The organism is Pseudomonas sp. DWP2-2 (assembly GCF_049897065.1).
GTDB lineage: Bacteria > Pseudomonadota > Gammaproteobacteria > Pseudomonadales > Pseudomonadaceae > Aquipseudomonas > Aquipseudomonas paracarnis.
In genome coordinates, this window is the sequence record NZ_JAFCVN010000004.1 from 97,473 (window position 1) to 122,273 (window position 24,801).

Consider the following 24,801-nt stretch of genomic DNA (forward strand, 5'->3'; position numbering starts at 1 on the left):
CTGTCCCGATGGTCGATAAGTGAGCGGACGAACCGATGAAAAATCTCTGGCTGGCGTGGTCATGACTCGGTTCTACGATGCACGCGGAAATATCTATGGGGTGGTCAGCCCGGCCCATTTGCGCGGTCTGGGTATCGATGTGCCCGACAACGCCCGCTTGGCTGCAAGCACGCGCAAGATGTGGGCCGCGTCGGCCATTGCGTCCGAATGTGGCTGGGGTGCATTACCACCACCGACCGGTGCAAAGGCGTATCGCTGTGATGGTTTGTTAGTCGGGCCATTTCAAGCACGGCCACCGTTTGATCTGCTGATCATCAATACCGACAGTTCTCTCGCCGAACGCAGTGGGAATGGCCTGACCATTTTTGCCCAGGCGTTAACCGACCAGGGGTTAATGGTGCACGGTAGCGAGTTGCGGGTGTATCACGACAAGCCGGATGCGGTATCGCCCGTGATCACCTGTGTCGAGCCGGCGAAGCATGAACAGGTGCCAGGCTTCTGGCTGGCGTTGGGCAGGCCCGAGTTTGGCCCCTTGGCGGTGGGGGCGGTCGGTGTGAGCCCTGTGGTCGCGGCACATCATGAATTCAGCCGCGTGGCGGCATTGGCGTCGATCAATGCGCAATGGGGAAACAGCCAATTTGTCCGGATAGGCAACCCTCATTGTGTGACGCTGGTTGAGCATGTGTCGGCGTTGCCGGTTAATGACACGATGCACCAGTTGGCACTTTTCAATCGGTTGAAGGCCATCGCTTTTGCACCGCCGGCAGGGTGCGGGCAACTCTGTGTTGGCGGGGTCAACCTGCAATGGGTTGCTCGAGACGCTGGCAATCGAGTCATCGCGCGCGTATTTGAGCGAGGAGAGGGGCCTACGGCGTCTTCGGGGACCAGCGCCAGCGCAGTAGCATGCGCGGCATGGCGCGCGGGTTGGATTGAGGGTGACGACGTAACGGTGGTGATGCCGGGTGGCACGGCGCCAGTGCGATTGCAGACCGAGTCTGGAAATGTGCTGAGTGTGAGTCTTTTCGGGACGGCGCGACTAATTATGTAGATCTCGGAACAGCAGGTGCCTTGAATTAGTGTCAGTCGTTTCCTTAAAGCTTAGTTGTAAATAGACAAGCAACAGTCCGCGTTTTCTGTTTGTTATGGAAAGTATTAATATTTTGTAAAAAGACACTTCCATCCTCGTTGTACGAAACTTCTTTTTTATTCGGTGCGGGCCGAAAATCGCCTGAAATCGCTAAGCTTGAGCATGTTCAGGTGCTTTTTTTCCAATCCAGTTGGCGTTGGCGAAAGAGAGTCGTTCAATCGAAAAGTTGATGGCGGGTAACAAAGGATGGTTAACAAGTTTCTTTCGTCATGTTTCAAATTGATCCTTTCAGAAATAAATACAGATCTTCAGGTAGTAGCGTTCAAAGGCAGCGAAGCCCTCGATCAACCTTACTTCATACAGGTGCAGTTAGTCAGCGAAGATCCTTCTCTTGACCTGGAGGCATTGCTTCATAAACCCGCCTATCTGGACTTCGGGGAAGCAGGGCAGGGCCTGCATGGGTACGTCTACGCCATCGGTCGGGACGATCCCGGTGCGCGACTCACCCGTTATCACATCACGCTGGCTCCACGCCTGGCATCCCTTGCCCATCGTTGCGACCAGCGGATTTTCCAGCAGCGCAGCGTACCGCAGATCATTGCGACGGTCCTCGAACACCACGGCATCTTCTCTGACGCCTATGCCTTTGAACTCGGGCCGGTGGTGTATCCGCCACGCGCGTTTTGCGTGCAGTACAGGGAGTCCGACCTGCATTTTATCCAGCGGCTGTGTGAAGAGGAGGGCATCCACTATCACTTTCGTCACAGCGTGGACAATCATCTGCTGGTGTTCGGTGATGATCAGACAGTATTTCGACGGTTGTCGGTGCAGCGGTATTGTTCGTCGCCTGATCCGGCGCTCCAGAGCCATGTTGTACAGCGCTTCGACCTGCGATTGGAGACGCGCAGCCGGCGCACTGTACGTCGTGACTATGACTTCGAGCACCCTTCATTTCGTCTGCAAAAAGAGGCCGGTGCCGTGCAGGCGCAAACTTTGGAAGACTATGCCTACCCTGCCGGTTTTAAGGGGCATGCGCGCGGCGCGCAGCTGGCGCGACGCGGCCTGGAGCGTCACGAGCGTGATCGCCACAGGGTGTTGGGCAAGAGCGATCAGCCGGCATTGCGCAGTGGTCACTTCCTTGAGCTATGTGATCACCCCGACCCACTCTGCAACGATTTATGGCTGCTGACTTCGGTGCGTCATGAGGGTTACCAGCCGCAGGTGTTGGAGGAGTCGATGGTTGAAGCCAGTGGATTCCAGGGCTATCGCAACCGATTCACCGCGACACCCTGGCGTGCAGTGCATCGACCGGCCCTCAAGCATCCCAGGCCAACGATCAGTGGCAGCCAGACCGCGACGGTAACCGGGCCTGCGGGCGAAGACGTGCATTGCGATGCCTATGGTCGGGTGAGGGTGCGCTTTCATTGGGATCGTGTGGACAACCGCGAGGGGGCGAGCAGTTGCTGGCTGCGCGTGGCGTCCGGTTGGGCGGGGGACGGGTTTGGTGCCATGGTGATTCCACGGGTAGGCATGGAAGTGCTGGTGAGCTTTCTGGAGGGCGACCCGGATCACCCTCTCGTCATGGGTTGCCTGCCCAATGCATCAAACCTGCCAGCCTATCCCTTGCCGCAGCACAAGACACGCAGCGTGCTGCGTAGCCGCAGCTCACCGGATGGCGGAGGGGCTAACGAGCTGCACGTTGAAGATCGACGCGGCGAAGAACTCATCTACCTGCACGCCCAGCGTGACTTGGAACAACGGGTGGGTCATGACAGTCGCCTGGAGGTAGAGGGCGATAGCCTGACTCGCGTTGGCCAGAGCCTGGTGTTCGAAGCTGGGCAGCGGGTTCACCTCAAGGCCGGTGCCAGCCTGGTCATTGAGGCCGGTGCGCAACTGAGCTTGATGGCTGGCGGGGAACACTTGGTGATGCAAGCGGGCAGTATCTCAAGCAGCAGGCCCCTTACCCAGGCCGGTTCGTCGGTCGCAAACAGTTCGGCGAGCCCGGCTTTGTTCGCTGGCGCGCAGTTGTCGGCAGTGCAAAGCGTCGTCATGGACTTGGCCAGGCAACTTGACGCGGACTTTTGCCCCCTGTGCGAGCGCTGTCGCGAAGGCCTGTGCGATATCACGCAGAGGGCGGCTTGATGGACAGCTTGCCCCGTCGTTGGATGGCCCAACAGCTGCAGAACGGGCACCGATTGTGCCTGATAGTGGAAGGTGGCCACGAGGCTCGCCAGCCTCTATTGGCAGGTTGCGCCCCGTCGCACTATTGCAATCTCTATAGCGATACCGCCGCGGCGGAGCTGGCGAGTTCTGGCCCGATCATCCTCTTGCTTGAGCAGATCAATGAACCCGCCCTGGCTGATCTGTTGCAACACCCCGAGTCAAACTGGGGGTGGCTCGCGAGCTTGTCGGCTACCGACTTGACGGATGTGGCGCGCCATTGGCGCGAAAGGCTCCTGACAGGGCCGGAGGGCCAGCAGGCGCTTTACCGCATTCACGACAACCGCACCTTGGCCCGCGCCCTGGCCTATCTGGCCAAAGAGCATTGGCCGGTCTACCTCGGGCCGCTGATCAGTGTGTGCTATTGGCACGAAGGCCATTGGTGCCATCACGAAAACCCTGCACCGGGCGATTACCCAGCGCCTCGGCTCCCGCCTTGGCTCGATACACCCAATCCCCAGGCCGAAGCCATCCTGAACGCCAATATCCTGCGTTACCTGTTGGCGGAACACAGTGAAGACCTGGCGGCATTGGTCGAATTCCAAGACCCAAGGATTTGGCTGGCCCAGGTACTGGCGCAGGCGCGCGCTTGGCAATGGCGGGAGCCGGAGAAGCTCGAATTTCTGGTGGTGCGTCGTTTGGCAGAGGCGACCCGAAGCAGTGTTATCCATTGGCAGCCGAGGGCCGGCGAGGCGCCAGGGGAGCATTTTGAACGAGTGGTGGAGCAGTGGCGCAGGGAGGTAGGGAAAGGTGAATAGGTGGATAGGGTGGGTGTTGCTGGTTGTTGCGGCTGCGTGGCTTTCGGGGTGTACGGGGAGGACGGTGGAGCGTTTTACATTGGAGGTGGATTTGCCAGCGCAATTTGAACTTAAAACGGCTGCCAACTACCGGCCCGCAACGGGTGAGACTTGCACCTTGCCTCGGCGGCGAGGCAAAAGACCTGAGCGGAAAGTCTTTTTTACAGACTACAAGCCTGTGGCGAGCAGTGTGAGTTATGAGTTGCCACTGACTGAAACGGTAGAAGGATGTCCGTTGGTCCTGCGCAGTGTGGAATTTGACTTCTATGCGAAGTGGGGGACACGGAGTACGGATGTGGGCGGGAATTTCGGGAGTATTTCCATTCGAGACCGTTTGGAGGCCGACCTGCCTGGTATGCCCGACTCGGGTGTGCAGGAAATACTTGGGCAATGTAAGTGGCACTTTCGGACGGTAGGGCCTTTGCATGCGATTAGAAAACTCCTGATCTGCAATTCATTGGATTCGATGGGAAACTTGCAAGAGTCGCGGGTAGGGGGCGTTGTACAAAGAGATCAACTGTCGGGAAGAAAGCTTAAGGTTGTGTTGAATTTGACTGATGAGGAACGACCTGCCTTTGGCGATAATTGGATAAATGTTCCAGGTGGATGGAAGCGATGTAGGGGTAAAAACTTTGCCGATCGGGACGCTTATTGCAACGGCAATACCACCGACTTTAAACCGATAAAAATGCCGGATGGCCGCATTTGTAATATTTATCCATCGTGTGAGTAATAAGGAGTAAGCCATGTATTTGGACGCAAGGAAGCGACCCTTTTTCAGTGACAGCACGCCAGCTTGTTCATTGCGAGGGCAATGGGTGAGTTTTTGCTTGGTCGATGAAACTGGAGTTGGGGCGACGTACGCTGGCCTGTCGTATACGGTCCGCGACAGCGCTGGACGAGAGTACAAAGGTAGATTGAACGGGGAAGGATTCGTCAAGCTAAAAGATATTTACAGCGGTCCCGTAGTCCTCGTTTTTGACGATCTGTATTCAGGAACCGAGCAGCCATATCGTCGGTTAATGATGCGGCCGACTTATCAGCTACCTATCACCGAGCTTCAAGTTCGTGCTGAGCAAACCAGATTTGCTTCGGTCGATGGACGTCGTATTGAAGCCAATCCCGCTCAACATCAACCCAACAGATTTTATCAAGTCGAAGTTAGAGATTTAGTTCGTCATGTTGCCCATTTGCCTCCGACAACGCCTCGAGTCCACTCTCCCAAGCGCCATGCACTGAAAATGTTGGCCGATCTGGGCTTCGGCCCGCCTCAGCCTTCATTGGTGGGTATCGTACTGTTCCCCAACAAGCACACCGTTCTGGAAGTGCGACCACTACGGGCCTTACGCCCCATCTTATCCACCGAAGACGGCTTCTGCGCCCTTAACCTATACCAACTGGCATTGTTTGCTGCGTTGAGTTACTGCGATTTTGGACAGGCCCCCGCCGAAAAACCATTAGACGAAGTCCGGTTTCCGTTGGATCCGAGCGTTGGAAATTTATTCGCTGAACAGCTTTCGGTGTATCACGAAGCCTGGCGAATTGATCCGAAGCAATCACACCGTTTTTACCCGATCTACGAAGATATCCCTTACTCCCAACGCTTCGAAATCCTGCCGTTCGATCCCGTGTTGTATCCCCAAAATCGCCCGGAACGAAACGAAGAGCAGGAGCATCCCGCACGTTTGCACTTTTTCGATGATGAAAAATTCGGTACTGACACCCAGGCCTTCATCACCCACCACGATGAAGTCATCCTGATCTCTGTGCGAGGAACGGTCAGCCGTGCCGACGCATTACGTGACGCCGACGCCCATCAGGTGGCCTTCGAAGGCGGTGTTGGAAAAGCCCACGATGGTTTTTACCAGGCCTATCGGGCGCTGCGTAATTTCGTATTGCAATATCTTGATCAGTTTCACACCGGCCAGCGCATCGTAATGTGCGGCCACAGCCTCGGCGGCGCCATAGCACTGCTGTTGGCAGAAGGACTGCGCCGAACCCCAGACGCCCATTACAACATCCTGCTCTACACCTACGGCGCTCCCCGCGCCGCCGACTCTGAATTTACCGCCGGTGCCTCTTCCCTGGTCCACCACCGCATCGTCAACCACAACGACCCCGTCCCCAGCGTCCCGGCGCCCTGGATGAATACCACCGCCAAGCTCTGGATTCCCGGGGCCATCACACTATTCAGCAACCCCGTACCCGGTGGCCTGTTGTTCGCCGCAGGGCTGGTGCGCGTGGGCGGCAACCCCTATCGGCATCATGGCGAGCAATATCATTTCATGCCGATCACGCTCCCGGATGGCAGCCATTCTTCGGTGTTATGGAAACCTGGCTGTGAATCCCTCCAAGAAGCGGGTTGCAACCGCGCATTGCAACTGCAGGGCGACATGCCCGACCGCGATAATGTGCTGAGGCAGCTGTTTCAAGCCGACCAGCACTTCATGACCACCAGCTACATCCCCGCGGCGTGGGCGACATTGCGCCGCTGGCAACAAACCCTGGAGAGTGAGGGCTCGTTGGTGACCCAGAGGGAATTCGAGCTGCTCGACCGGGCCTTTGAAGACATGCGCGAGCAACTACGGGCCAAGCGGCGTGAGCTTGCTCTGCGGCGCCCTGCCAATGATCGTAGCCATGAACCTACCGATGCCTTGAACGCAGAGATCGACCGTTTGCACACCAGCCGCGAGCGCTTGGCAAGCCTGCGCTGGCGTCGCCTGCAAGCCCGCGATGTCTACGGCAGCCATGCCTCTTCTGCACATCTGCAAGCGAGCCTCAAGCGTTGGTTCCGCCATCGTGAGAATCGTGAGCCGGCCCAATTCACCAGCGTTCCGCCGCCTTCCCACGATGAACAGGTACGGGTGCAAACGTTGGACATCGACTCAGTCGTCTAACCCACGCGGTTACATAAACTCTACCTGTGCCGGTTGCCGTTTCATCAGTACCTTGCCGTTGCGAATCGAGTACAACGGCAGGCCCTGGCTACGTATGACTTCGTAGTCGCTGTCGGCCGACAGTATCAGCAGGTTGGCCGGGCGACCTGCTTGCAACCCATAACGATCGCCCAGGCTCATGGCTTTGGCACTGTTGTCGGTGACCAGGTCCAGGGCGTTTTGCAAATTGCGGTAACCGAGCATATGACAGATGTGCAGACCGGCCTCCAGTACTCGCAGAATGTTGCCGTTACCCAGCGGGTACCAGGGATCGACGATGGAATCCTGGCCGAAACACACGTTCATGCCGGCCTCAAGCAGTTCGTTCACACGGGTGACACCACGGCGTTTCGGGAAGTTGTCGAAGCGGCCCTGCAGGTGGATGCTTTCGGTGGGGCACGAGACAAAGCTGATGCCGGAGTGTCCTAGCAGGCGAAACAGCTTGGCGCAGTAAGCATTGTCGTAGGAACCCATGGCGGTGGTATGGCTGGCGGTCACGCGGGCACCCATGTCGCGGCTGCGGGCTTCTTCCGCGAGGACTTCGAGAAAGCGTGAGTGGGGGTCATCGGTTTCGTCACAGTGCACGTCCACCAGGCAGCCAGTACGCTCGGCCAGATCCATGAGGAACTTCACCGAACTCACGCCTTGGTCGCGGGTGTATTCGAAGTGGGGGATGCCACCGATCACATCGGCACCCAGGCGAATGGCTTCTTCCATCAACTCGCGACCATTGCGGAAGGACTCGATGCCTTCCTGGGGGAAGGCGACGATTTGCAGGTCGATCAGGTGGGTACTCTCTTCACGTACCTCCAGCAGGGCCTTGAGTGCGGTGAGGTCCGGGTCGGTGACGTCGACATGGGTGCGCACATGCTGGATGCCATGGGCGGCGAGCGCCTGAATGGTTTTTTTGGCCCGGGCCTTGGTGTCTTCCAGAGTAATGGTGGCCTTGCGTTCGCCCCAGCACTCGATGCCTTCAAACAGCGTACCGCTCATGTTCCAGCGCGGCTCGCCGGCGGTGAGGGTGGCGTCGAGGTGGATGTGGGGCTCGACAAAGGGCGGTATGACCAGGTTGCCGGCGGCGTCCAAGTCGCCGGCCATCAGTGTGGGCGCTCCGGTTTGCGCAGTGATGCTGGCGATCCGGCCATTTTCCAGGTGCAGATCATGCAGGCCTTCACGGTTGCGCAGGCGGGCATTGATGATGTGCATGGGCAAGTTCCTCTTGGCTAAAAAATCAGGCAGACAGCCGCCAGATCCTCAGGACGATACCGATGTCCAGGCGGTCATGGCGCGTAGTATGGCGCTGAGCAGCACATAGGTCAGCGATGCGGCAAAAATTCCCACCAACGGCGCGACCCACGGCGAGTTGAACGCGACCACGGTACCCACCCCATACGCGATCAGACCTGGCCAATTGAATGCCGGTAAGTGAGCCTCTGCCAAGCGCGGATATTGGCCGCGATAGCGATAAAAGAAGTCCGCCATGATCACGCCTCCTATCGGCGGGATGACCGTGCCCAGCAGGATCAGGTACGGCACCAACAGGTCGTACATGCCGAACAAGGCGAGCAGGGTGCCGATCACCGCGCCGGCCAGGGTCACGCTCTTGCGACGCTGGGTACGCAGCAGGTTGCAACCGGCGACGGCGAAGTTGTAGATGGTGTTGTCCTGGGTGCTCCAGATATTGAGCAGCAACATCGCCATCGCCGCCGTGGCGAAACCTTGCAGCAGCAAGACTTCCACTACATCCGGTTGCTGATAGACGATGGCGCCATAGGCCCCGATCAGCACCATCAAACCATTGCCGACAAAAAAACCGATCAGGCTGGCCAGCACCGCAACCTTGGCCGAGCGCGAAAACCTCGTCCAGTTGGTGGCCTGGGTTGCCCCGCTGACAAAGGTCCCGAACACCAGGGTGATGGCGGTGGACAAGTCCAGCTCAGCGCTGGGCACCACCGCCAGCAGCCCCTCCAGCCCGCCGACCTTTACGGTGGCGACCCACATCGACAGCAGCAACAGGAGCCCCATGGCCGGCACCGCGATGTAGGACAGGATTTCCAAGCCGCGATACCCCACATAGGCGGTGGCGCAGAACAGTAAGCCAAATATCACCATCAGCCCCAGCACACTGCCCTGGCTCAATTGGAAATACTTGCCCAATACCACCGCAGCCGTGGCCGTGCCCCAGGCATACCAGCCGATCTGGGTAAAACCGAGGATCAAGTCACTGAGCTTGCTGCCCACTTCGCCAAAGCAGAAACGCCCCATCAACACCGAGTTCAAGCCGCTCTTGAACGCGATGTAACCCAAGCCTGCGGCGTAGATACCCAACAACAGGTTACCCAGGGCCACGACGCCGAGCATGTCGATGAAGCTGAACGCCACCCCCAGCTTGCCGCCGGCGAACATGGTCGCGGTAAAAAAGGTGAACCCCAGCAACACCATGGCCGTAGAGGCCAGACCCTTGCGCGCGTGCAAGGGGACTTCGCTGAGAGGGTAGTCGTTGCCGGGGTCTTGTTGCGTCATGGGGGCTGCTCCCTGAGTGGTGACCCAGGTCGTGTGCATCCTGCGTGCCAATGCAGGTGCAGGCAGGTATGCGCTGACGGAGTAAGCCCTTTATAAGGCCGCCTCCTCCCAATCAGAGCAAAAGCAGTGCAGCGGTGAGCCAAACTGGCTCAGTCGATCGGCGTCTGTGCGGGTTTTCCTAATGGATCAGCCCGCCGCTTCGAAAAAAAACACCTACAGTTGGCAATGCCAGCCAATTAAGAGCTAGAGCGAACAAACAGTGACCTGTGGCGAGGGAGCTTGCTCCCGTTGGGCTGCGTAGCAGTCCCATCTTTTGGGGCCGCTTCGCGACCCAGCGGGAGCAAGCTCCCTCGCCACAGTGACATTCCCCGCAGGTGGTCTTTTCAACACTCGATCACTTACTCGCCGCGATAAATGCACCCACTGGTGCACGTCTCGTGGATACGGATCGCACTGAGTTCCGGCAGCAAGAGTTTCAGTTCATTCCAGATCCACTTGGCCAGCACTTCGCTGGTGGGGTTTTCCAGGCCGGGAATGTCATTGAGGTAGTTGTGGTCGAGGCGTTCATAGAGCGGCTTGAAAATCGCCTTGATCTCCGAGAAGTCGCGAATCCAGCCGGTATGGGGATCCAGATCGCCGCTCAGGTGGATGGCCACCTTGAACGAGTGCCCGTGCAGACGCCCGCATTTGTGGCCTTCCGGTACGTGGGGCAGGCGATGGGCGGATTCGAAGGTAAACTCTTTGAAGATTTCCACAGTGTTTTCAGCTCGGTCAGGTGTCTGGCAGGCGGCGAGTTTAACAGTTTGATCAACCTCTGCGCATACCGCCCCTCATGTTGTAGGAGCAAGCTTGCTCGCGAAAAACCCAAGGGCGCCGCGTTAATCCAGGCACCCTGCGTTATCGTTGACGACCTTCGCGAGCAAGCTCGCTCCTACACTTAAAGGGCGAGCAAACGGTCGCCGAGCTTGCCGTTATCCGCCAATGCCAAAAACTCATCCCCCAGCCGTTGGCTCTCGCTCATGGCAGTTTGCCAATATTTGTTACGGCCAGGGTCATCGCCCATAAAGCGCTTGAAGTCGCTGCGGTCTGGCAGCTTGCCGTGGGGCAGGCGGGCCAGGTAGTCCCTGGACGGCGCCAGCAGTAATACATCCTGCAAACCTTGCTGGTTGCTGCGCCGCCATGGCAGGCCCTTGTCGAACCAGCCGGGGATGACCCGGTCAGTAAAATGCGGATACAACACGATGTCATCGCCGTGGTAGGGCAGGTCGAGGTGGTAGTCCAGCAGGCCGCCGTCGCGGTAGGTGCCGGCCCCGGCCCCAGGCAGGTCGCGCACGCCTTGCATGACCATGGGGATCGAGCCGGACGCGAGCAACGCCTGGCGCAGGTTACCCACGTCCAGGGTGAGGAAGCGCGAGGGGAAATCCTTCAGGGGGTGTACAGGGGGCGCCTGGCGCGGGTCGTGGATGATCAGCCGCTCGAAATGCCGCGACAGCCGTGCGCGGCCCCGCAGGTTATCGGCAATCACCGATGACAGGCCCAGCCCCAGCCGCCCACGGTGGTCATCGGCGAGCAAACCGTGGCTCTTGACCACCATGATGTTCAGCCGATAGTCGGGGTTGTCCAGCACCCGCGCATCGCGCCCGGCCAGCAGGTCGTCGAGCATGCGTTGGCAGCTCTGGCTGACTTGCGCCATGGTCACGCCTTTGGCAAAGCGCTGCTCGTTGTACAGCCGGCCCAGGTCGAGCAAACCTTGCACCGGGTCGGGCAGGCAGGCGCTGGCAAACCGCCAGGAGCCAATGGACGCGCCGATCAGCGCACGCTCGCGCGGCGCACGGGGCAACCAATCACCGAACAGCGCCAGGTCGAGCCCTTGGATACCCAGGGCCTTGGGGCCGCCAGCCGCCCCGGGGAGGATACCGACGTCGGCAGGCGCAAGGCCCTGCTCGCGGATGCGGGTGATGGCGCGTTTACCGGCCTTGAGGGTCAAGGCCGGGAACTTGATATGGATGGCTGTCATACCGGTCTCTGTTGAGGCGAGCGGGGCAGTATAGGAAATCTCGCAGGCAGTGGGAAAAATGGCTTGACTGGAATTGCCATGGTGGCAATTCAGTTTCAGTTAAGTTGCAGGGCGTACGGTGGCCGATGTAGGAAAACATCATGTAACGGAGACTTATCATGAAGCGCCTCACTGCCCTGGGCGCCGCCGCTATCATCCTCGTTACGGCGACCCCGGCCGCCGCCGTGGACCCCGACAAGCCACTGATCGTGCCGGCCACTGTTACAATTGTCGCTTTCGATCAGTTGGAAGCCACGGCCCTGGCCCTTCACCCTGGTTCGACGCTGCTGGACACCGATCTGGATGAGGAATACGGCAAGTACGTCTATGAAGTCGAGCTACGAGATACCGACGGCATTGAATGGGATGTTGAATTGAACGCGCTCACCGGGCAGGTTCTCAAGAATCATCAGGATACGTAATGAAGGTAAATTTACGCGTCGGCAGTCGCGTGGCGCTGGTGCTCATGGTGTTTTGTTCCAGCCTCGCGGCCCGCGACCTCAATCAGGACGAAGCCCTGGCCCTGCGCCAACAAGGCGTCATCCTGCCATTGGAACAGCTGTTGCAGCAGGCCATGGCGCGATACCCCGGCTCACGGCTGCTGGAAGCCGAACTGGAAAAGAAACACGGGCAATACGCCTATGAAGTGGAACTGGTGACCACCGAGGGCGTGGTGCGCGAGATCAAGCTGGATGCCACCAATGGCGACCTGATCAAAGATGAGGAAGACTGATGCGCCTGCTCCTGGTGGAAGACAACGTGCCCCTGGCCGACGAACTGATGGCCGGCCTGCAGCGCCAGGGCTACGCGGTCGACTGGCTGGCCGATGGCCGCGACGCCGTGTATCAAGGACGCAGCGAGCCGTATGACTTGATCATCCTTGACCTTGGCCTGCCCGGTTTACCCGGGCTTGAAGTGCTGGCGCAATGGCGCGCCGCCTCGTTGGCCATACCAGTGCTGATCCTCACGGCCCGCGATTCCTGGGCCGAGCGTATCGAAGGGCTCAAGGCCGGCGCCGATGATTACCTGAGCAAACCCTTTCACCCCGAAGAGCTGTACCTGCGCATCCAGTCGCTGCTGCGCCGCTCCCATGGCCAGACGAACCAGCCCACCCTGCAAGCTGCCGGCCTGCATCTGGATGAAGGGCGCCAGTGCGTGCTACGTGACGGCGCCGAGATCCAGCTGACGGCTGCCGAGTTTCGTTTGTTGCGCTATTTCATGCTGCATCCCGAACAGATCCTGTCCAAAAGCCACCTGGCCGAACACTTGTATGACGGCGAGACCGAGCGCGACTCCAATGTGCTGGAGGTGCACGTCAACCATCTAAGGCGCAAATTGGGCCGCAGCGTGATCGAGACCCGGCGTGGCCAGGGCTACCGTTTCGGCGCCACCCCGGCATGAGGTCGATCCAGCGGCGCTTGAGCCTGGGGTTGATCAGCGTGATGGTGATTGTCGGCGTGGTGCTGGCACAAACCAGCCTGTGGTTGTTCGAGGCGGGTTTGCAACGCTACCTTGAAGCGGGCTTGCGCAACGACAGCGAAAATCTGCTGGTGGCGCTGGTGCGTGGGCCCAACGGCGTGCAGTTGGATGAGCAACGCCTGTCGCCGGCGTACCAGCGGCCGTTTTCCGGGCATTACTTTCGTATCGACTTTGCCGATGTGCATTGGCGCTCCCGTTCATTGTGGGACCAGGAACTGCCCCGGCTCGCGGTGGCGGGGCTCAAGGGCAACCTGCAACTGGGGCCCGAAGGCCAGCAACTGTTGGTGCTGCGCTCGGACTACAAGCGCTTCGGCCAATCGATTTCCATCAGCGTGGCCCAGGACTACACGCCTGTGCGCGAAAGCTTTCGCCTGATGCGCCAGGTCGGCCTGGTGATGGGGCTGGCGGCGCTGCTGTTGGTGCTGATCCTGCAACGGGTCACCGTGCGCCGTGCCCTGCGCCCCCTGGAGACCGCACGCAACCAGATCGCCCAACTGCAACAAGGCCAACGCTCGCAACTCGACACCCAAGTGCCGCTTGAGCTGGAGCCCCTGGTGGCGCAGATCAACCACCTGTTGGCGCACACCGAAGACAGCCTCAAGCGCTCTCGCAACGCCCTCGGCAACCTGGGGCATGCGCTGAAAACCCCGCTGGCAGTGTTGTTGAGCGCCGCCTCCAGTGACGCCCTCAAGGATCATCCGCAACTGAGCCAGTTGCTGCGCGAGCAATTGGAGCAGGTGCAGCAGCGCCTCAACCGTGAACTCAACCGTGCGCGCCTGGCGGGCGATGCCTTGCCGGGCGCGTTGTTTGACTGTGAACAAGAGCTGCCCGGTTTACTGGCCACCCTGCGCATGATCCACGGCGAACACCTGGACCTCAGCTATCAGGTGGCGCCGGGCCTGCAACTGCCCTGGGACCGTGAAGACTTGCTGGAACTGCTGGGCAATCTGTTGGACAACGCCTGTAAATGGGCGGACGCCGAGGTACGCCTGAGGGTCAGCGAGACGCCCCAGGGCTATCGGCTGGCGGTGGAAGACGACGGCCCCGGCATTCCCGAGGCCCAGCGCGACCAAGTGTTCAGCCGTGGCGCACGCCTGGATGAGCAAAGGGTTGGCCATGGCCTGGGTTTGGGGATCGTGCGCGACATTGTTGAGGTGTGGGGTGGGGTGTTGCAACTGCAGGAGAGTGAGCTGGGTGGGCTCAAGGTATTGATCCAGTTGCCACGCCGCTGACACTGGCACACCGCTGCTCAAAATGTGGGAGCTGGCTTGCCTGCGATAGCATCGACTCGGTTTACCTGAAATACCGAGGTGTTTGCATCGCCTACTGTAGGAGCGAGCTTGCTCGCGAAAAACGTCAACGATAACGCGGGCATCCTGAATGAACGCCGCGCCTGTGAGTTTTTCGCGAGCAAGCTCGCTCCTACAAAAAGCCCTTAACGGACTGGCATTGGGGCAAGCCCGACCCCCACAGAAAAGCCTAGCTACATTCAGACCCGAAACTGATCCATCAACCCCTGCTGCTGGTTCGCCAGGCTGTTCAACGCCTGGCTGACCCGCGCCGATTCATTGGCCTGCTCCGACAACGATTCGGTCACATCGCGAATGGTCGCCACGTTGCTGTTGATCTCTTCGGCCACGGCGCTTTGCTCTTCCGCGGCGCTGGCGATTTGCAGGTTCATGTCGCTGATCACCGTGACCGCATCGCCAATCTGGCGCAAGGCGGTGACGGCCTGGCCGACCTGTTCGACGCTGCCCTGGGCCTGGCGATAGCTGTTGCCCATGGAACCGACCACATCGCTGGTACCGGTTTGCAATTGTTCGATCACCAGGCGGGTTTCTTCCACCGATTCCTGGGTGCGCCGTGCCAGGTTGCGCACTTCGTCGGCGACCACGGCAAAACCGCGGCCGGCTTCACCGGCGCGAGCGGCTTCGATGGCGGCGTTGAGCGCCAACAGGTTGGTCTGCTCGGCGATGCCGCGAATCACTTCGAGCACCGAGCCGATCTGTTCGCTGTTGGCGGCCAAGCCTTCAACTTGGGTCATAGCGGTGCTCATGTCGGCGGCGAGCTCGCCAATGTTGGCGGTGGTGCGGTCGATAACCGTCAAGCCTTGGCGAGTCGCCTGGTCGGCATCTCGGGCGGCTTGGGCCGCCTGGGCGGCGCTGCGGGCCACGTCCTGGGCGGTGGCGCTCATTTCGTGGGATGCGGTGGCCACCTGATCCACCTGACGGTACTGCTGCTCCATGCCGGCGCTGGTTTGCGTGGCAATAGCGGCGGACTGGTCGGCGGTGCCGCGAGCGTCCTGCACCGAGCGTTTGACCTCGGCAATGATCGGCTGCAGCTTGTCGAGGAAACGGTTGAACCAGCCGGCCAATTGGCCCAGTTCGTCCTGTTTGGCATAGGCCAGGCGCCGGGTCAGGTCGCCTTCGCCGCTGGCGATATCCTCAAGCATGTGCGCCACGCCGAGGATTGGCCGGGTCACGCTGCGTGCCATCAGCCACACCAGGATCAAGCCGACCACGGCGGCCAGCAGGCCCAGGCCCAGTTCCAGCAGGGTGCCTTTGGCGTTGTCGGCGTCCAGCTGGTTTTTCAGCGCTTCGGCGGGGGCGACCAGGACTTTTTCAGGTACATCCAGCAATACGCCCCACGCCTTACCGCCGGGAATCGGCGCAAAAGGCGCCAGTACCTTGAGTTGGTGGTCGGTGCGCAGGCTGCGGGTCTGGGTACTGCTGGCCAAGGCACTGGTCAGCTGTGCGCCGCTGGCCGGGTCGACCTGCTCCAGGCGTTGGCTGAGTTTGCTGGCATCCGGGCTGTAGCCAGCCAATAAGCCAGTGGCGCTGAGGATGCTGACCTGGGTCTGGCCGTCGTACAGTTTCTGGCTGGCCTGTTGGCTGACCGCCTGCAGGCTGTTGAGGTTGATATCCACCGACAGCGAGGCGATGACTTTGCCATTGACCATCAGCGGGAACACGATGCTGGTCATCAGCACGTTCTGGCCGTCGATCACATAGAAGTAGGGCTCGATCACACAAGGCTTGAGAGTCGTGCGCGGGCAGGTGAACCAGGCGTTGGCCTTTTCGCCGCTGGGGCCGATGGAGGTGTCGGCCATGTCGCTCTCGGGCAGCGCCATCGAGGTGATTTTCCCCGGCGTCGGTTGCGACCAGTACAGCGCGAAACGGCCTTTGTCATTGCTGCCCAGTTCCGCCTGGTTGGCGAACAGTTCGTCCTTGCCGTCCAGCGCATTGGCTTCGAACACCAGGGACAGGCCGAGCAGGTCGGGGTTGGCCTGCAGGGCGGCCTTGACCTGGCGCGTCAGGTCTTCACGGGTGTCGAAGGCATCGAGAAAGCGCTTCTCGGCCTGCTCGCGCAAAAACAACACCTGGCGGGAAAAGCCATGGCCGTACTGGTAAGCATCCATGAACTGCTGGCGAATGCCCAGCGCTTGCACTTCGCCTTGGGCCTCGATGCGCGACTGGGCAGCTTCGTCGAGCATCTGCATGCTGGACGCCTTGACCTGCTGCGAGCTCTGCGCCATGCGATACAGCGACAGACCCACCAGCAGGGTCACGATCCCCAGCAGGCAGAGGCCCGCCAGCAGGGTGATTTTCCATTGAATGGAGAGCTGCCTGAGCGACATCGGGACATCCTTACCTGAAAGCACATAGAGACAGCGTATCGGCCAGTGCCGGTATTTCTTTATCTGTGCAGAGGGCTTTGTCTCACCACAGTTTTTGACATGACAGCCCAGCTCCTGCAAAGTGCGCGCCCTCTAATAAGACCTCTTTCAAGCCTGCACGCCGGCAGCTGTTCCCATGGGCCGCGCGCGGGCATGCCTGTCTTTTTTGTTTCTGCTTGAGGTAACCATGATTAACGCAGTCATCGCCGCGGTCGGCACCATGCTGGTACTCAGCCTGTCCCGCGTGCATGTGGTCATCGCCATTATCGTCGGCGCCCTGGTGGGTGGCTTGACCGGTGGTCTAGGCATCGAGGCCACGCTCAAGGCCTTCAACGGCGGGCTGGGCGGCGGCGCAACCGTGGCCTTGTCCTACGCATTGCTCGGTGCTTTCGCCGTGGCGATTGCCAAGTCCGGCCTGGCCCATGCGCTGGCGGACAAAGCCTTGCTGCTGGTGGACCGCCAGGACGCCAGCGGTGGCAACCACGTCAAATGGCTGCTGATCGGCCTGTTGTGGGTGGTGGCGATTGCCTCGCAGAACATCTTGCCGATCCACATTGCGTTTATTCCGCTGCTGGTACCGCCGCTGCTGTATGTACTGACCAAGCTGCAACTGGACCGTCGCCTGATCGCCTGCGTGATGACCTTCGGCCTGATCACCCCGTACATGTTTCTGCCGGTGGGCTTTGGCAATATCTTCCTCAATCAGATCCTGCTGGCCAACGTCGCCAAGAGCGGGGTGGATATCAGCGGGGTCAACGTCACCCACGCCATGGGCCTGCCGGCGCTGGGCATGGTGGTCGGCCTGCTGGTGGCGGTGCTGATCAGCTACCGCAAAAAGCGTGTGTACGACCTGAAGAAAATCGAGCGTGTCGAGCAAGTGGCGGTGCAGTACAACCCGCTGACCCTGCTGGTGGCCGGCCTGGCAATTGCCTCGGCGTTCATCATCCAGCTGTGGTTGGACTCGATGATCATCGGCGCCCTGGCCGGGTTCCTGATCTTCTCGGTGTCGGGCATCGTGCGCTGGCGCGACACCGATGACCTGTTCACCGAAGGCATGAAAATGATGGCGATGATCGGCTTCATCATGATCGCGTCCTCAGGTTTTGCCGAAGTGCTCAAGGCCACCGGTGACGTGAACTCGCTGGTGCAAACTTCGGCGGCGTTCATCGGCCACAGCCGGGGCGTCGGGGCGTTGTTGATGCTGCTGGTGGGGTTGTTGGTGACCATGGGCATCGGCTCGTCGTTTTCCACGGTGCCGATCCTCGCGGCGATTTTCGTGCCGCTGTGTGTGCAGTTGGGCTTCAGCCCGGTGGCCATCGTGTGCATCGTTGGTACCGCCGGTGCCTTGGGCGACGCCGGTTCGCCTGCCTCGGACTCCACCCTCGGCCCCACCTCCGGCCTGAACATCGACGGCCAGCACCACCATATCTGGGACACCGTGGTGCCGACCTTCCTGCACTACAACCTGCCGCTGCTGGCGTTCGGCTGGCTGGCCGCGATGACGCTCTGATCCAGGCGAGAACCTCTGTGGCGAGGGAGCTTGCTCCCGCTGGGCTGCGAAGCAGCCCCAAAAAAGCGTGCGGGCGCTGCGCACCCCAGCGGCAGCAAGCTGCCTCGCCACACAAGCTCGCTCCTACAGTAATCGCTCACATGGCCGTTAACCTCTCAAGTCGCCACTAACAAGAGAGAAAAGCCATGCGTCTGAGTTTGAAGGCCAAAGTCCTGGCCCTTGCTGTCGTGCCGGTGTTGTTGTTTGCCGTGGTCATCAGCCTGACCACCGTGTGGATTCTGCAGGGCCAGGCCCGCAACGAGGTGGATGAAACCCGTCAGCGCCTGCTCAACGACGCCAAGGCCACCCTGCAAAGTTATGTCGAGGTGGCCATGACCACCATCAAGCCGCTCTACGACGCGGCAGCCCCCGGCGACAGCGCGGCGCGGGCGCAGGTGGTCAAGTTGTTATCCAATACCAGCTACGGCAAAGACGGCTATTTCTTCGGCTACGACTCCGAAACCATCCGCCTGTTCAAGGGCAACAGCCCGGACGGCGTGGGCAAAAGCTTCAAGGACAACCGCGACCCCAACGGCGTCTACGTCAACCGCGACCTGGTCAAGGTCGGCAAGGACGGCACCCACTACTTGCAATACAGCTCGACCCAGCCCGGCCAGACCGAGCTGGTGCCCAAGCTCGGCTATACCGAGTATCTGCCCAAGTGGGACATGGTGATCGGCACCTCGGTGAACCTCGATGGCATCGACGCCCAAGTGGCGGTGGTGCAGGCAAAAGTCGAGAAGCGCATGCAAGGCGTACTGTTGAGCATCCTCGGCGTGGCCGTGGTGGTGTTGCTGGTGATCGCCGCCGTGGGCATGCTGCTGGCCAATACCATCCTGCGCCCGCTGCACCTGATGAAGGCCAACCTCGATGACATCGCCGCGGGTGAAGGCGACCTGACGCGCCGCCTGGCCATTACCAGCCAGGATGAACTCGGCGATCTGGCCGGTGCATTCAACCGCTTTGTCGATAAAATCCACGGCCTGGTGCGCCAGATCACCGACATGACCGCCCAACTCACCGGGCTGGTGAGCCAGGTGTCCGACCAGGCCCAGCGCTCAGAGCAGGCCATGGAACGCCAGCGCCACGAGACCGACCAGGTGGCCACCGCGATCAACCAGATGTCCTCGGCGGCCCACGAAGTGGCACGCAGTGCCCAAGGCGCCGCCGTCGCTGCGCAGCAGACCGACGCCGAAGGCCAGGCCGCCAAGCGGGTGGTGGACGGCAGCATCGCGCAGATCCATGCGCTGGTGAACGACATTCGCAGCAGCGGCGTGTCCCTGGACAGCCTGCAGCAGGATGTGTCGTCAATCGTCAGTGTGCTCGGCGTGATCCGCTCTATCGCCGAGCAAACCAACCTGCTGGCGCTCAACGCTGCCATCGAGGCCGCACGGGCCGGGGAGGCTGGGCGTGGCTTTGCCGTGGTCGCCGATGAAGTGCGTGCCCTGGCCAGTCGCACCCAAACCAGCACCCAGGAAATCCAGGGCATGATCGATCGCCTGCAAAAAGGCACCGAGGCGGCCGTGGACGCAATGCGCCGCTCCAGCGATGCCGGCGACGGCACCTCGGCCCAGGCCAACCAGGCCGGCGCGTCCCTGGACACCATGGCGCAACTGATTGGCACCATCAACTCAATGAACGCCCAGATTGCCAGCGCCGCGGAAGAGCAGACCGCCGTGGCGGAAGAGATCAACCGCAGCGTGCATCAGATTGCCGTAGCGGTGGACAGCGTGGCGGACGAAACCCAGTTGGGCGCTCAGACGTCTCGCAGCCTGGCAGATCTGGGCCAGCGCCTCGGGCAGTTGGTAGGCCAGTTCAGGATCTGATCCATCCAACCCACGGCAGGGTTTAAACGTCGCGCATCAGCAGGCCAAAACGCAGGTCCATCTGCGCCGGAATCGGCACATACACCGTATGCCCGTCCCCCGGCGCCACCTCAATGCTTTCGCCCTTGGCGTTATGCAGGCTCGGCAAGTCAAAATGAAAATTGCCGGCGGGCGTCATCAACTCCAGGTGGTCGCCCAGCACAAAGCGATTCTTCACCTTCACCTCGGCCAACGCGCCACGGCGCTCGCCGGTCAGCTCCCCGACAAACTGCTGGCGCTCGGAAACCGAGCTGCCGTTCTGGTAGTTCTGGTATTCATCGTGCACGTGGCGGCGCAGGAAACCTTCGGTGTAGCCACGCTGGGCCAGGGACTCGAGGTTGGTCATCAAGCCGCGGTCAAACGCCCGGCCGGCCACTGCGTCATCGATGGCCTGGCGGTACACCTGGGTGGTGCGCGCGCAGTAGAAGTGGGACTTGGTGCGGCCTTCGATCTTCAACGAATGCAAGCCCATCTGTGCCAGGCGCTCCACATGCTGCACGGCGCGCAGGTCCTTGGCGTTCATGATGTAGGTGCCGTGTTCGTCTTCGAAAGCAGGCATGGGGTCATCGGGGCGATTGGCCTCTTGTAGCAGGAACACCTGATCGGTGGGCGTGCCGATGCCCAATGTGGGTTGGTATTCATGGACGATATCGCCAGTGGCATTCTCCACGGCCGGCGTGGCCTGGTATTTCCAGCGGCAGGCATTGGTGCAAGTGCCCTGGTTGGCATCGCGTTTGTTCATATAGCCCGACAGCAGGCACCGCCCGGAATAGGCCATGCACAAGGCGCCATGTACAAACACCTCCAACTCCATCGTCGGCACCTGCTGGCGGATTTCGCCAATCTCTTCCAGAGACAGCTCCCGCGACAGAATCACCCTGCAAATGCCTTGTTGCTGCCAGAACGCCACGCTGGCCCAATTCACCGTATTGGCCTGCACCGACAGGTGGATGGGCATCTGCGGGAAGTGCTGGCGCACCAGCATGATCAGCCCAGGATCGGACATGATCAGCGCATCCGGGCCCATGGCGATCACGGGCGCCAGGTCCTTGAGGAAGGTCTTGAGCTTGGCGTTGTGCGGCGCAATGTTCACCACCACGTAGAAGCGCTTGCCCAGGTCATGGGCTTCCTGGATGCCGAGGGCCAGGTTGGCGTGGTCGAACTCGTTATTGCGCACCCGCAGGCTGTAGCGCGGTTGGCCGGCATAGACCGCGTCGGCCCCGTAGGCGAAGGCGTAGCGCATGTTTTTCAGGGTGCCAGCGGGAGCGAGCAGTTCGGGGGCAGTTATCGGGCGCATGGGTGTGGGTCGCAAAAAGGCGCGAGGGTAGTGCTGGAGCGATAACGGGATATTGACCCAGGTCTAAATAACGCGATCTATGCTTGTTCGATAAACAAGGGCACTCCCACGTTTGGCTGCGGACTAAGCAACAGGGCCGCCATCGGCCCTGTTTTTCTGACATGGACCGGACATGAATCAAACCAACCTGCAATTCAAAACCCTGTTGCTGCTACTGGCCTTGGTCACCGTGGCTTTTATCTGGATATTGCTGCCGTTCTACGGTGCGGTGTTCTGGGCGGTGATCCTGGGCATTATCTTTGCGCCGATGCAGCGCCGCCTGCAGCAACGTTTTAGCTGGAACCGCAACCTGACCTCCCTGACCACCTTGATGGTGTGCCTGGTGATCGCGATTCTGCCGGTGATCATCACCAGTGCTTTGCTGGTGCAAGAGGGGGCCACGCTCTACAAAAACATCGAGAGCGGCAAACTCGACGTAGCGGGTTATATCGAGCAATTCAAGAACGTTTTACCGCCGTATTTCCAGCAGTTGCTCGACCGTTTTGGCATGGGCAACCTTGAAGGGCTGCGGGAAAAGGTCGTCAAGGGCGCGATGCAGGGCAGTCAGTTCTTTGCCTCTCAGGCGTTCAGCTTCGGCCAGGGTACGTTTGATTTCCTGGTGAGCTTTTTCATCATGCTGTACCTGCTGTTTTTCCTGCTGCGCGATGGCCCGGAACTGGTACGCAAGGTGCGCACGGCAGTACCGTTGGCCGAGCCGCAAAAGCGTCGCCTGCAGCTCAAGTTCAACCGCGTAGTGCGCGCCACGGTCAAGGGCAACGTGCTGGTGGCTGTGACCCAAGGTGCGCTGGGAGGCTTGATCTTCTGGTTCCTGGACATCCCGAGTGCCTTGCTCTGGGCCGTGCTGATGGCGTTCCTGTCACTACTGCCTGCGGTGGGTGCCGGGCTGGTCTGGGGGCCGGTGGCGGTTTATTTCCTGTTGAGCGGTTCGATCTGGCAGGGCGTGGTGCTGGGGCTGTTCGGGGTGTTCGTGATTGGCCTGGTGGACAACGTGCTGCGCCCGATCCTGGTGGGCAAGGACACCAAGATGCCGGACTACCTGATCCTGATCTCGACCTTGGGCGGCCTGTCGGTGTTCGGCCTTAACGGCTTTGTGATCGGGCCGCTGGTGGCAGCGTTGTTCATGTCGTGCTGGGCGTTGTTCGTCGAAACCAAGCCGCGGGTCAAGTTGCCATTGCCGTAGCTTTCAGGCCTCGAGCCTGAAGTCGGTTGCCATTCGGCGCTGTGTCTCGGCATCGGATAACGAAGTGAGCGGGCCGCTGATCGGCTCGCCATCGCGCACAACGTACCAGCAGGCGAGCAAGCCCAGTTTGCGCAGAGGGGCGGGGACGGCGCTGCCGATGACGGACATGATTTGAATAGTGGGCATAAGTACCTCCAAACGTTATGGAGGTCACCTTACGGTTTGCCGGTGCCTGGGAAAAATCACCTGGCTCGATAGTCGACATCAACGTCAGGCGTTAGTCCACCACCTGGTCGAGCATGTTCACCACTTCGTGCTCACTGAGCAGGCCCTTGCGCACCAGGTTTTCTGCCAGCAATGCCAGGAACTTGGCGCTGCGATGGCCTTCAAGGTGCTTGAGTTCAGTCAAGGCGCTGTAGACCTTGCTGGAGGTGCAAAGGCCGGCGGTGCGGTGCGGGTTTTGTGTGGGCATGGTCAATCGTCCTTAATTGTTATTGGTTGGACTGGGTCGATAGTGCGACTGTTTTGTGACGCAAACATGACAGCGCAGCCCGTCATCGATCAAGAGGATATTTGACGCTTATCATGTGGGATTGCTGCTCGTACGTTGTTCTCACAGCGACACTGGCAGGATTAATCCAGACTTCCCAGGCAAAAAAAGGCCCCGCGTGTGGGCGAGGCCTGTGGCTGTCAACGGATTAAAACTTACCAACCATGGCGGTAGTAGCCGTGGGGCGGGCCGTAATAGCCGCGAGGCGGCCCATAATAACCGCGCGGTGGGCCGTAGTAGACGGGCGCCGGGCGATAGTAAACCTGCTGTTGCACATACACCGGTGGCGGTGGCGCGTAGTAGACCGGCGGCGGCGCGGCATACACCGGCTGCGGCTGCACATACACCGGTTGTTGCACGTACACCTCACGCGGCTGGCTGGCAACCACAGAGCCGACTACCGCTGCGCCGACAAGCGCACCGAACACGGCCGGGCCACCCCAACCACCACCGTGGGCGGAGGCTTGGCCGGCCATCGCGAGTGCGCCGATAAGCAAGGCGATCCTGGGGAGTTTACGCATGATGGTCTTTCCTCGGTTAGCCCCTGCGCTTGTGGTCTGCAATCAATAGACTCAAGGATTGTCGCGGGGATACTTTTAAGACAACGTATTTCGAGAAAACAGCACGGCCAATGGGTAAAGGTTGTGTAAGGTCTGTACCGATTTGCTTACTTCAAGGAGTTATCCATGCAGATGCACCCCAACAAGGACACCCAACTGTGCATGTCGCTGTCGGCGCGCCCTGGGAACTTTGGCCTGCGTTTTCATAACCACCTGTATGAACAGCTGGGTCTGAATTTTTACTATAAAGCCTTCAGCAGCCAGGACTTACCCGGCGCGATCGGCGGTATCCGAGCCCTGGGTGTGCGGGGTTGCGGGGTGTCCATGCCGTTCAAGGAGGCCGCCATTGCCTTGATGGACGAACTCGACGATTCGGTTCAAGCCATCGACTCCCTGAACACCATCGTCAACACCAACGGCCACCTCAAGGCTTACAACACCGACTACATCGCCATCGAGCAATTGCTGAAAAAACACGCGGTGCCCAAGGACTCCAGCTTCGCCCTGCGCGGCAGCGGCGGTATGGCCAAGGCGGTCGCCAGCGCCTTGCGTGACGGAGGGTACGCCAATGGCGTGATCGTGGCGCGTAATGAGGTGGCGGGCCAGGCATTGGCCAGGAACCTGGGGTATCAGTGGCAGGCGGATCTGGGCAGCCTGCGGCCACAGATGCTGATCAACGTGACACCCATCGGCATGACCGGCGGGGTCGAGGCGGATGCGTTGGCGTTTGAGGCCGAGGCAATCGATCAGGCTGAGACGGTCTTCGATGTGGTGGCGATCCCGGCGGAAACGCCGTTGATCGTGCGTGGTCGTGCCCAGGGCAAGCGGGTGATTACCGGGCTGGAGGTGATCGCTATCCAGGCGTTGGAGCAGTTTGTGCTTTATACCGGCGTGCGGCCTACTCAGGAGCAGTTCGAGGCAGCGGTGGCCTTCGCCCGCAGCTGAAGCCTTACGCACAACCATTCG

General features: G+C 60.3%; 22 protein-coding genes and 2 pseudogenes. 14 read left to right on the forward strand and 10 right to left on the reverse strand.

Translation table 11 applies throughout. From position 1 onward, the window contains the following. Positions 1-61: 61 nt before the first annotated feature. The 5 genes from ACP7CZ_RS10805 (at position 62) to ACP7CZ_RS10825 (ending at position 7,001) form a co-directional block, all read left to right on the forward strand. Positions 62-1,048, forward strand: a complete 987-nt coding sequence (locus ACP7CZ_RS10805; protein WP_252950279.1) for a diaminopimelate epimerase — start codon at positions 62-64, stop codon at positions 1,046-1,048. A 285-nt stretch (positions 1,049-1,333) separates the two neighbouring features. Next, a complete protein-coding gene (gene tssI, locus ACP7CZ_RS10810; protein ID WP_054898233.1) occupies positions 1,334-3,229 on the forward strand; it encodes a type VI secretion system tip protein TssI/VgrG in 1,896 nt (631 codons plus the stop codon). Then, complete coding sequence (locus ACP7CZ_RS10815) at positions 3,229-4,065, forward strand: DUF4123 domain-containing protein (RefSeq protein WP_054898234.1); 837 nt, start codon at positions 3,229-3,231, stop codon at positions 4,063-4,065. The genes tssI and ACP7CZ_RS10815 overlap by 1 nt, the downstream gene beginning before the upstream one ends. Then, complete coding sequence (locus ACP7CZ_RS10820) at positions 4,058-4,837, forward strand: hypothetical protein (RefSeq protein WP_372241982.1); 780 nt, start codon at positions 4,058-4,060, stop codon at positions 4,835-4,837. Before ACP7CZ_RS10815 ends, ACP7CZ_RS10820 begins: the two co-directional genes overlap by 8 nt. A gap of 13 nt (positions 4,838-4,850) precedes the next feature. Continuing rightward, positions 4,851-7,001: a lipase family protein gene (locus tag ACP7CZ_RS10825; RefSeq protein WP_252950278.1), complete on the forward strand. Its 2,151-nt coding sequence runs from the start codon at positions 4,851-4,853 to the stop codon at positions 6,999-7,001. 9 nt (positions 7,002-7,010) lie between these two features. On the opposite strand, the gene codA is transcribed toward ACP7CZ_RS10825, so the two are convergent. From codA to ACP7CZ_RS10845, 4 genes are all read right to left on the reverse strand, one after another. Further along, positions 7,011-8,246 carry a cytosine deaminase gene (gene codA, locus ACP7CZ_RS10830; protein ID WP_057976618.1) on the reverse strand — a complete coding sequence of 412 codons (1,236 nt, stop codon included), beginning with the start codon at positions 8,244-8,246 and terminating at the stop codon, positions 7,011-7,013. Positions 8,247-8,294: 48 nt separating this feature from the next. Next, positions 8,295-9,563 (reverse strand): cytosine permease, encoded by a 1,269-nt coding sequence (gene codB / locus ACP7CZ_RS10835; RefSeq protein ID WP_057976620.1) that lies wholly within the window; start codon positions 9,561-9,563, stop codon positions 8,295-8,297. 398 nt (positions 9,564-9,961) lie between these two features. Then, positions 9,962-10,318 carry a 6-carboxytetrahydropterin synthase QueD gene (queD, locus tag ACP7CZ_RS10840; protein ID WP_057976622.1) on the reverse strand — a complete coding sequence of 119 codons (357 nt, stop codon included), beginning with the start codon at positions 10,316-10,318 and terminating at the stop codon, positions 9,962-9,964. A 182-nt stretch (positions 10,319-10,500) separates the two neighbouring features. Continuing rightward, a complete protein-coding gene (locus ACP7CZ_RS10845; protein WP_054898802.1) occupies positions 10,501-11,580 on the reverse strand; it encodes a hypothetical protein in 1,080 nt (359 codons plus the stop codon). A 158-nt stretch (positions 11,581-11,738) separates the two neighbouring features. Between ACP7CZ_RS10845 and ACP7CZ_RS10850 the strand changes: the two genes are divergently transcribed. From ACP7CZ_RS10850 to ACP7CZ_RS10865, 4 genes are read left to right on the forward strand one after another with little or no spacing between them, the layout of a single operon-like run. Further along, on the forward strand, positions 11,739-12,041 hold the full coding sequence (locus ACP7CZ_RS10850) for a PepSY domain-containing protein (RefSeq protein WP_054898803.1): 303 nt from the start codon (positions 11,739-11,741) through the stop codon (positions 12,039-12,041). Further along, entirely contained in the window at positions 12,041-12,352 is a 312-nt protein-coding gene (locus tag ACP7CZ_RS10855; protein ID WP_003190266.1) for a PepSY domain-containing protein, read from the forward strand. Before ACP7CZ_RS10850 ends, ACP7CZ_RS10855 begins: the two co-directional genes overlap by 1 nt. Continuing rightward, positions 12,352-13,020 (forward strand): response regulator transcription factor, encoded by a 669-nt coding sequence (locus ACP7CZ_RS10860; protein WP_034125807.1) that lies wholly within the window; start codon positions 12,352-12,354, stop codon positions 13,018-13,020. The genes ACP7CZ_RS10855 and ACP7CZ_RS10860 overlap by 1 nt, the downstream gene beginning before the upstream one ends. Further along, complete coding sequence (locus ACP7CZ_RS10865; RefSeq protein WP_252950276.1) at positions 13,017-14,330, forward strand: sensor histidine kinase; 1,314 nt, start codon at positions 13,017-13,019, stop codon at positions 14,328-14,330. The genes ACP7CZ_RS10860 and ACP7CZ_RS10865 overlap by 4 nt, the downstream gene beginning before the upstream one ends. Before the next feature lie 257 nt (positions 14,331-14,587). Here ACP7CZ_RS10865 and ACP7CZ_RS10870 read toward each other — a convergent pair whose 3' ends face one another. Both ACP7CZ_RS10870 and ACP7CZ_RS10875 read right to left on the reverse strand, forming a co-directional pair. Then, on the reverse strand, positions 14,588-15,343 hold the full coding sequence (locus ACP7CZ_RS10870) for a methyl-accepting chemotaxis protein (protein ID WP_370694801.1): 756 nt from the start codon (positions 15,341-15,343) through the stop codon (positions 14,588-14,590). Between the two features lie 102 nt (positions 15,344-15,445). After that, positions 15,446-16,735, reverse strand: a pseudogene (locus tag ACP7CZ_RS10875) (HAMP domain-containing protein); the annotation flags it as partial. A 229-nt stretch (positions 16,736-16,964) separates the two neighbouring features. Between ACP7CZ_RS10875 and ACP7CZ_RS10880 the strand changes: the two are divergent. The 3 genes and pseudogenes from ACP7CZ_RS10880 to ACP7CZ_RS10890 all read left to right on the forward strand — a co-directional run bounded on the left by ACP7CZ_RS10880 (position 16,965) and on the right by ACP7CZ_RS10890 (position 20,149). After that, positions 16,965-18,284 (forward strand): Na+/H+ antiporter family protein, encoded by a 1,320-nt coding sequence (locus ACP7CZ_RS10880; RefSeq protein WP_164919368.1) that lies wholly within the window; start codon positions 16,965-16,967, stop codon positions 18,282-18,284. A gap of 185 nt (positions 18,285-18,469) precedes the next feature. Continuing rightward, positions 18,470-19,291: pseudogene (locus ACP7CZ_RS10885) on the forward strand (cache domain-containing protein); the annotation flags it as partial. A 102-nt stretch (positions 19,292-19,393) separates the two neighbouring features. Next, positions 19,394-20,149 (forward strand): methyl-accepting chemotaxis protein, encoded by a 756-nt coding sequence (locus ACP7CZ_RS10890; protein ID WP_370004746.1) that lies wholly within the window; start codon positions 19,394-19,396, stop codon positions 20,147-20,149. Between the two features lie 22 nt (positions 20,150-20,171). Here ACP7CZ_RS10890 and yegQ read toward each other — a convergent pair whose 3' ends face one another. Next, the gene (gene yegQ / locus ACP7CZ_RS10895; RefSeq protein WP_072448711.1) at positions 20,172-21,485 is read right to left on the reverse strand and encodes a tRNA 5-hydroxyuridine modification protein YegQ; all 1,314 of its coding nucleotides are present in this window, start codon (positions 21,483-21,485) and stop codon (positions 20,172-20,174) included. Between the two features lie 172 nt (positions 21,486-21,657). On the opposite strand from yegQ, the gene ACP7CZ_RS10900 reads away from it, so the two are divergent. Beyond that, complete coding sequence (locus ACP7CZ_RS10900; RefSeq protein WP_019818663.1) at positions 21,658-22,725, forward strand: AI-2E family transporter; 1,068 nt, start codon at positions 21,658-21,660, stop codon at positions 22,723-22,725. 3 nt (positions 22,726-22,728) lie between these two features. Here the strand turns inward: ACP7CZ_RS10900 and ACP7CZ_RS10905 are convergent, their stop codons facing one another. From ACP7CZ_RS10905 to ACP7CZ_RS10915, 3 genes are all read right to left on the reverse strand, one after another. Then, positions 22,729-22,911 carry a hypothetical protein gene (locus tag ACP7CZ_RS10905; RefSeq protein ID WP_034125803.1) on the reverse strand — a complete coding sequence of 61 codons (183 nt, stop codon included), beginning with the start codon at positions 22,909-22,911 and terminating at the stop codon, positions 22,729-22,731. A 91-nt stretch (positions 22,912-23,002) separates the two neighbouring features. Beyond that, a complete protein-coding gene (locus ACP7CZ_RS10910) occupies positions 23,003-23,197 on the reverse strand; it encodes a hypothetical protein (protein WP_003190284.1) in 195 nt (64 codons plus the stop codon). 233 nt (positions 23,198-23,430) lie between these two features. Continuing rightward, the gene (locus tag ACP7CZ_RS10915; RefSeq protein ID WP_003190286.1) at positions 23,431-23,796 is read right to left on the reverse strand and encodes a hypothetical protein; all 366 of its coding nucleotides are present in this window, start codon (positions 23,794-23,796) and stop codon (positions 23,431-23,433) included. 165 nt (positions 23,797-23,961) lie between these two features. Between ACP7CZ_RS10915 and ACP7CZ_RS10920 the strand changes: the two genes are divergently transcribed. Then, complete coding sequence (locus ACP7CZ_RS10920; RefSeq protein WP_034125801.1) at positions 23,962-24,780, forward strand: shikimate 5-dehydrogenase; 819 nt, start codon at positions 23,962-23,964, stop codon at positions 24,778-24,780. Positions 24,781-24,801 lie beyond the last annotated feature (21 nt).

Bases quoted from the DNA above. Each gene is read 5' to 3' on its own strand.
- ACP7CZ_RS10825 (WP_252950278.1), top strand. From the start codon at position 4,851: ATGTATTTGGACGCAAGGAAGCGACCCTTTTTCAGTGACAGCACGCCA.
- ACP7CZ_RS10860 (WP_034125807.1), top strand. From the start codon at position 12,352: ATGCGCCTGCTCCTGGTGGAAGACAACGTGCCCCTGGCCGACGAACTG.
- ACP7CZ_RS10900 (WP_019818663.1), top strand. From the start codon at position 21,658: ATGAATCAAACCAACCTGCAATTCAAAACCCTGTTGCTGCTACTGGCC.
- ACP7CZ_RS10910 (WP_003190284.1), bottom strand. From the start codon at position 23,197: ATGCCCACACAAAACCCGCACCGCACCGCCGGCCTTTGCACCTCCAGC.
- ACP7CZ_RS10815 (WP_054898234.1), top strand. From the start codon at position 3,229: ATGGACAGCTTGCCCCGTCGTTGGATGGCCCAACAGCTGCAGAACGGG.
- ACP7CZ_RS10905 (WP_034125803.1), bottom strand. From the start codon at position 22,911: ATGCCCACTATTCAAATCATGTCCGTCATCGGCAGCGCCGTCCCCGCC.
- ACP7CZ_RS10855 (WP_003190266.1), top strand. From the start codon at position 12,041: ATGAAGGTAAATTTACGCGTCGGCAGTCGCGTGGCGCTGGTGCTCATG.
- codB (WP_057976620.1), bottom strand. From the start codon at position 9,563: ATGACGCAACAAGACCCCGGCAACGACTACCCTCTCAGCGAAGTCCCC.
- ACP7CZ_RS10850 (WP_054898803.1), top strand. From the start codon at position 11,739: ATGAAGCGCCTCACTGCCCTGGGCGCCGCCGCTATCATCCTCGTTACG.
- ACP7CZ_RS10870 (WP_370694801.1), bottom strand. From the start codon at position 15,343: ATGGAGCAGCAGTACCGTCAGGTGGATCAGGTGGCCACCGCATCCCAC.
- ACP7CZ_RS10920 (WP_034125801.1), top strand. From the start codon at position 23,962: ATGCAGATGCACCCCAACAAGGACACCCAACTGTGCATGTCGCTGTCG.
- ACP7CZ_RS10845 (WP_054898802.1), bottom strand. From the start codon at position 11,580: ATGACAGCCATCCATATCAAGTTCCCGGCCTTGACCCTCAAGGCCGGT.
- ACP7CZ_RS10890 (WP_370004746.1), top strand. From the start codon at position 19,394: ATGGAACGCCAGCGCCACGAGACCGACCAGGTGGCCACCGCGATCAAC.
- tssI (WP_054898233.1), top strand. From the start codon at position 1,334: ATGGTTAACAAGTTTCTTTCGTCATGTTTCAAATTGATCCTTTCAGAA.
- yegQ (WP_072448711.1), bottom strand. From the start codon at position 21,485: ATGCGCCCGATAACTGCCCCCGAACTGCTCGCTCCCGCTGGCACCCTG.
- codA (WP_057976618.1), bottom strand. From the start codon at position 8,246: ATGCACATCATCAATGCCCGCCTGCGCAACCGTGAAGGCCTGCATGAT.
- ACP7CZ_RS10915 (WP_003190286.1), bottom strand. From the start codon at position 23,796: ATGCGTAAACTCCCCAGGATCGCCTTGCTTATCGGCGCACTCGCGATG.
- ACP7CZ_RS10805 (WP_252950279.1), top strand. From the start codon at position 62: ATGACTCGGTTCTACGATGCACGCGGAAATATCTATGGGGTGGTCAGC.
- ACP7CZ_RS10865 (WP_252950276.1), top strand. From the start codon at position 13,017: ATGAGGTCGATCCAGCGGCGCTTGAGCCTGGGGTTGATCAGCGTGATG.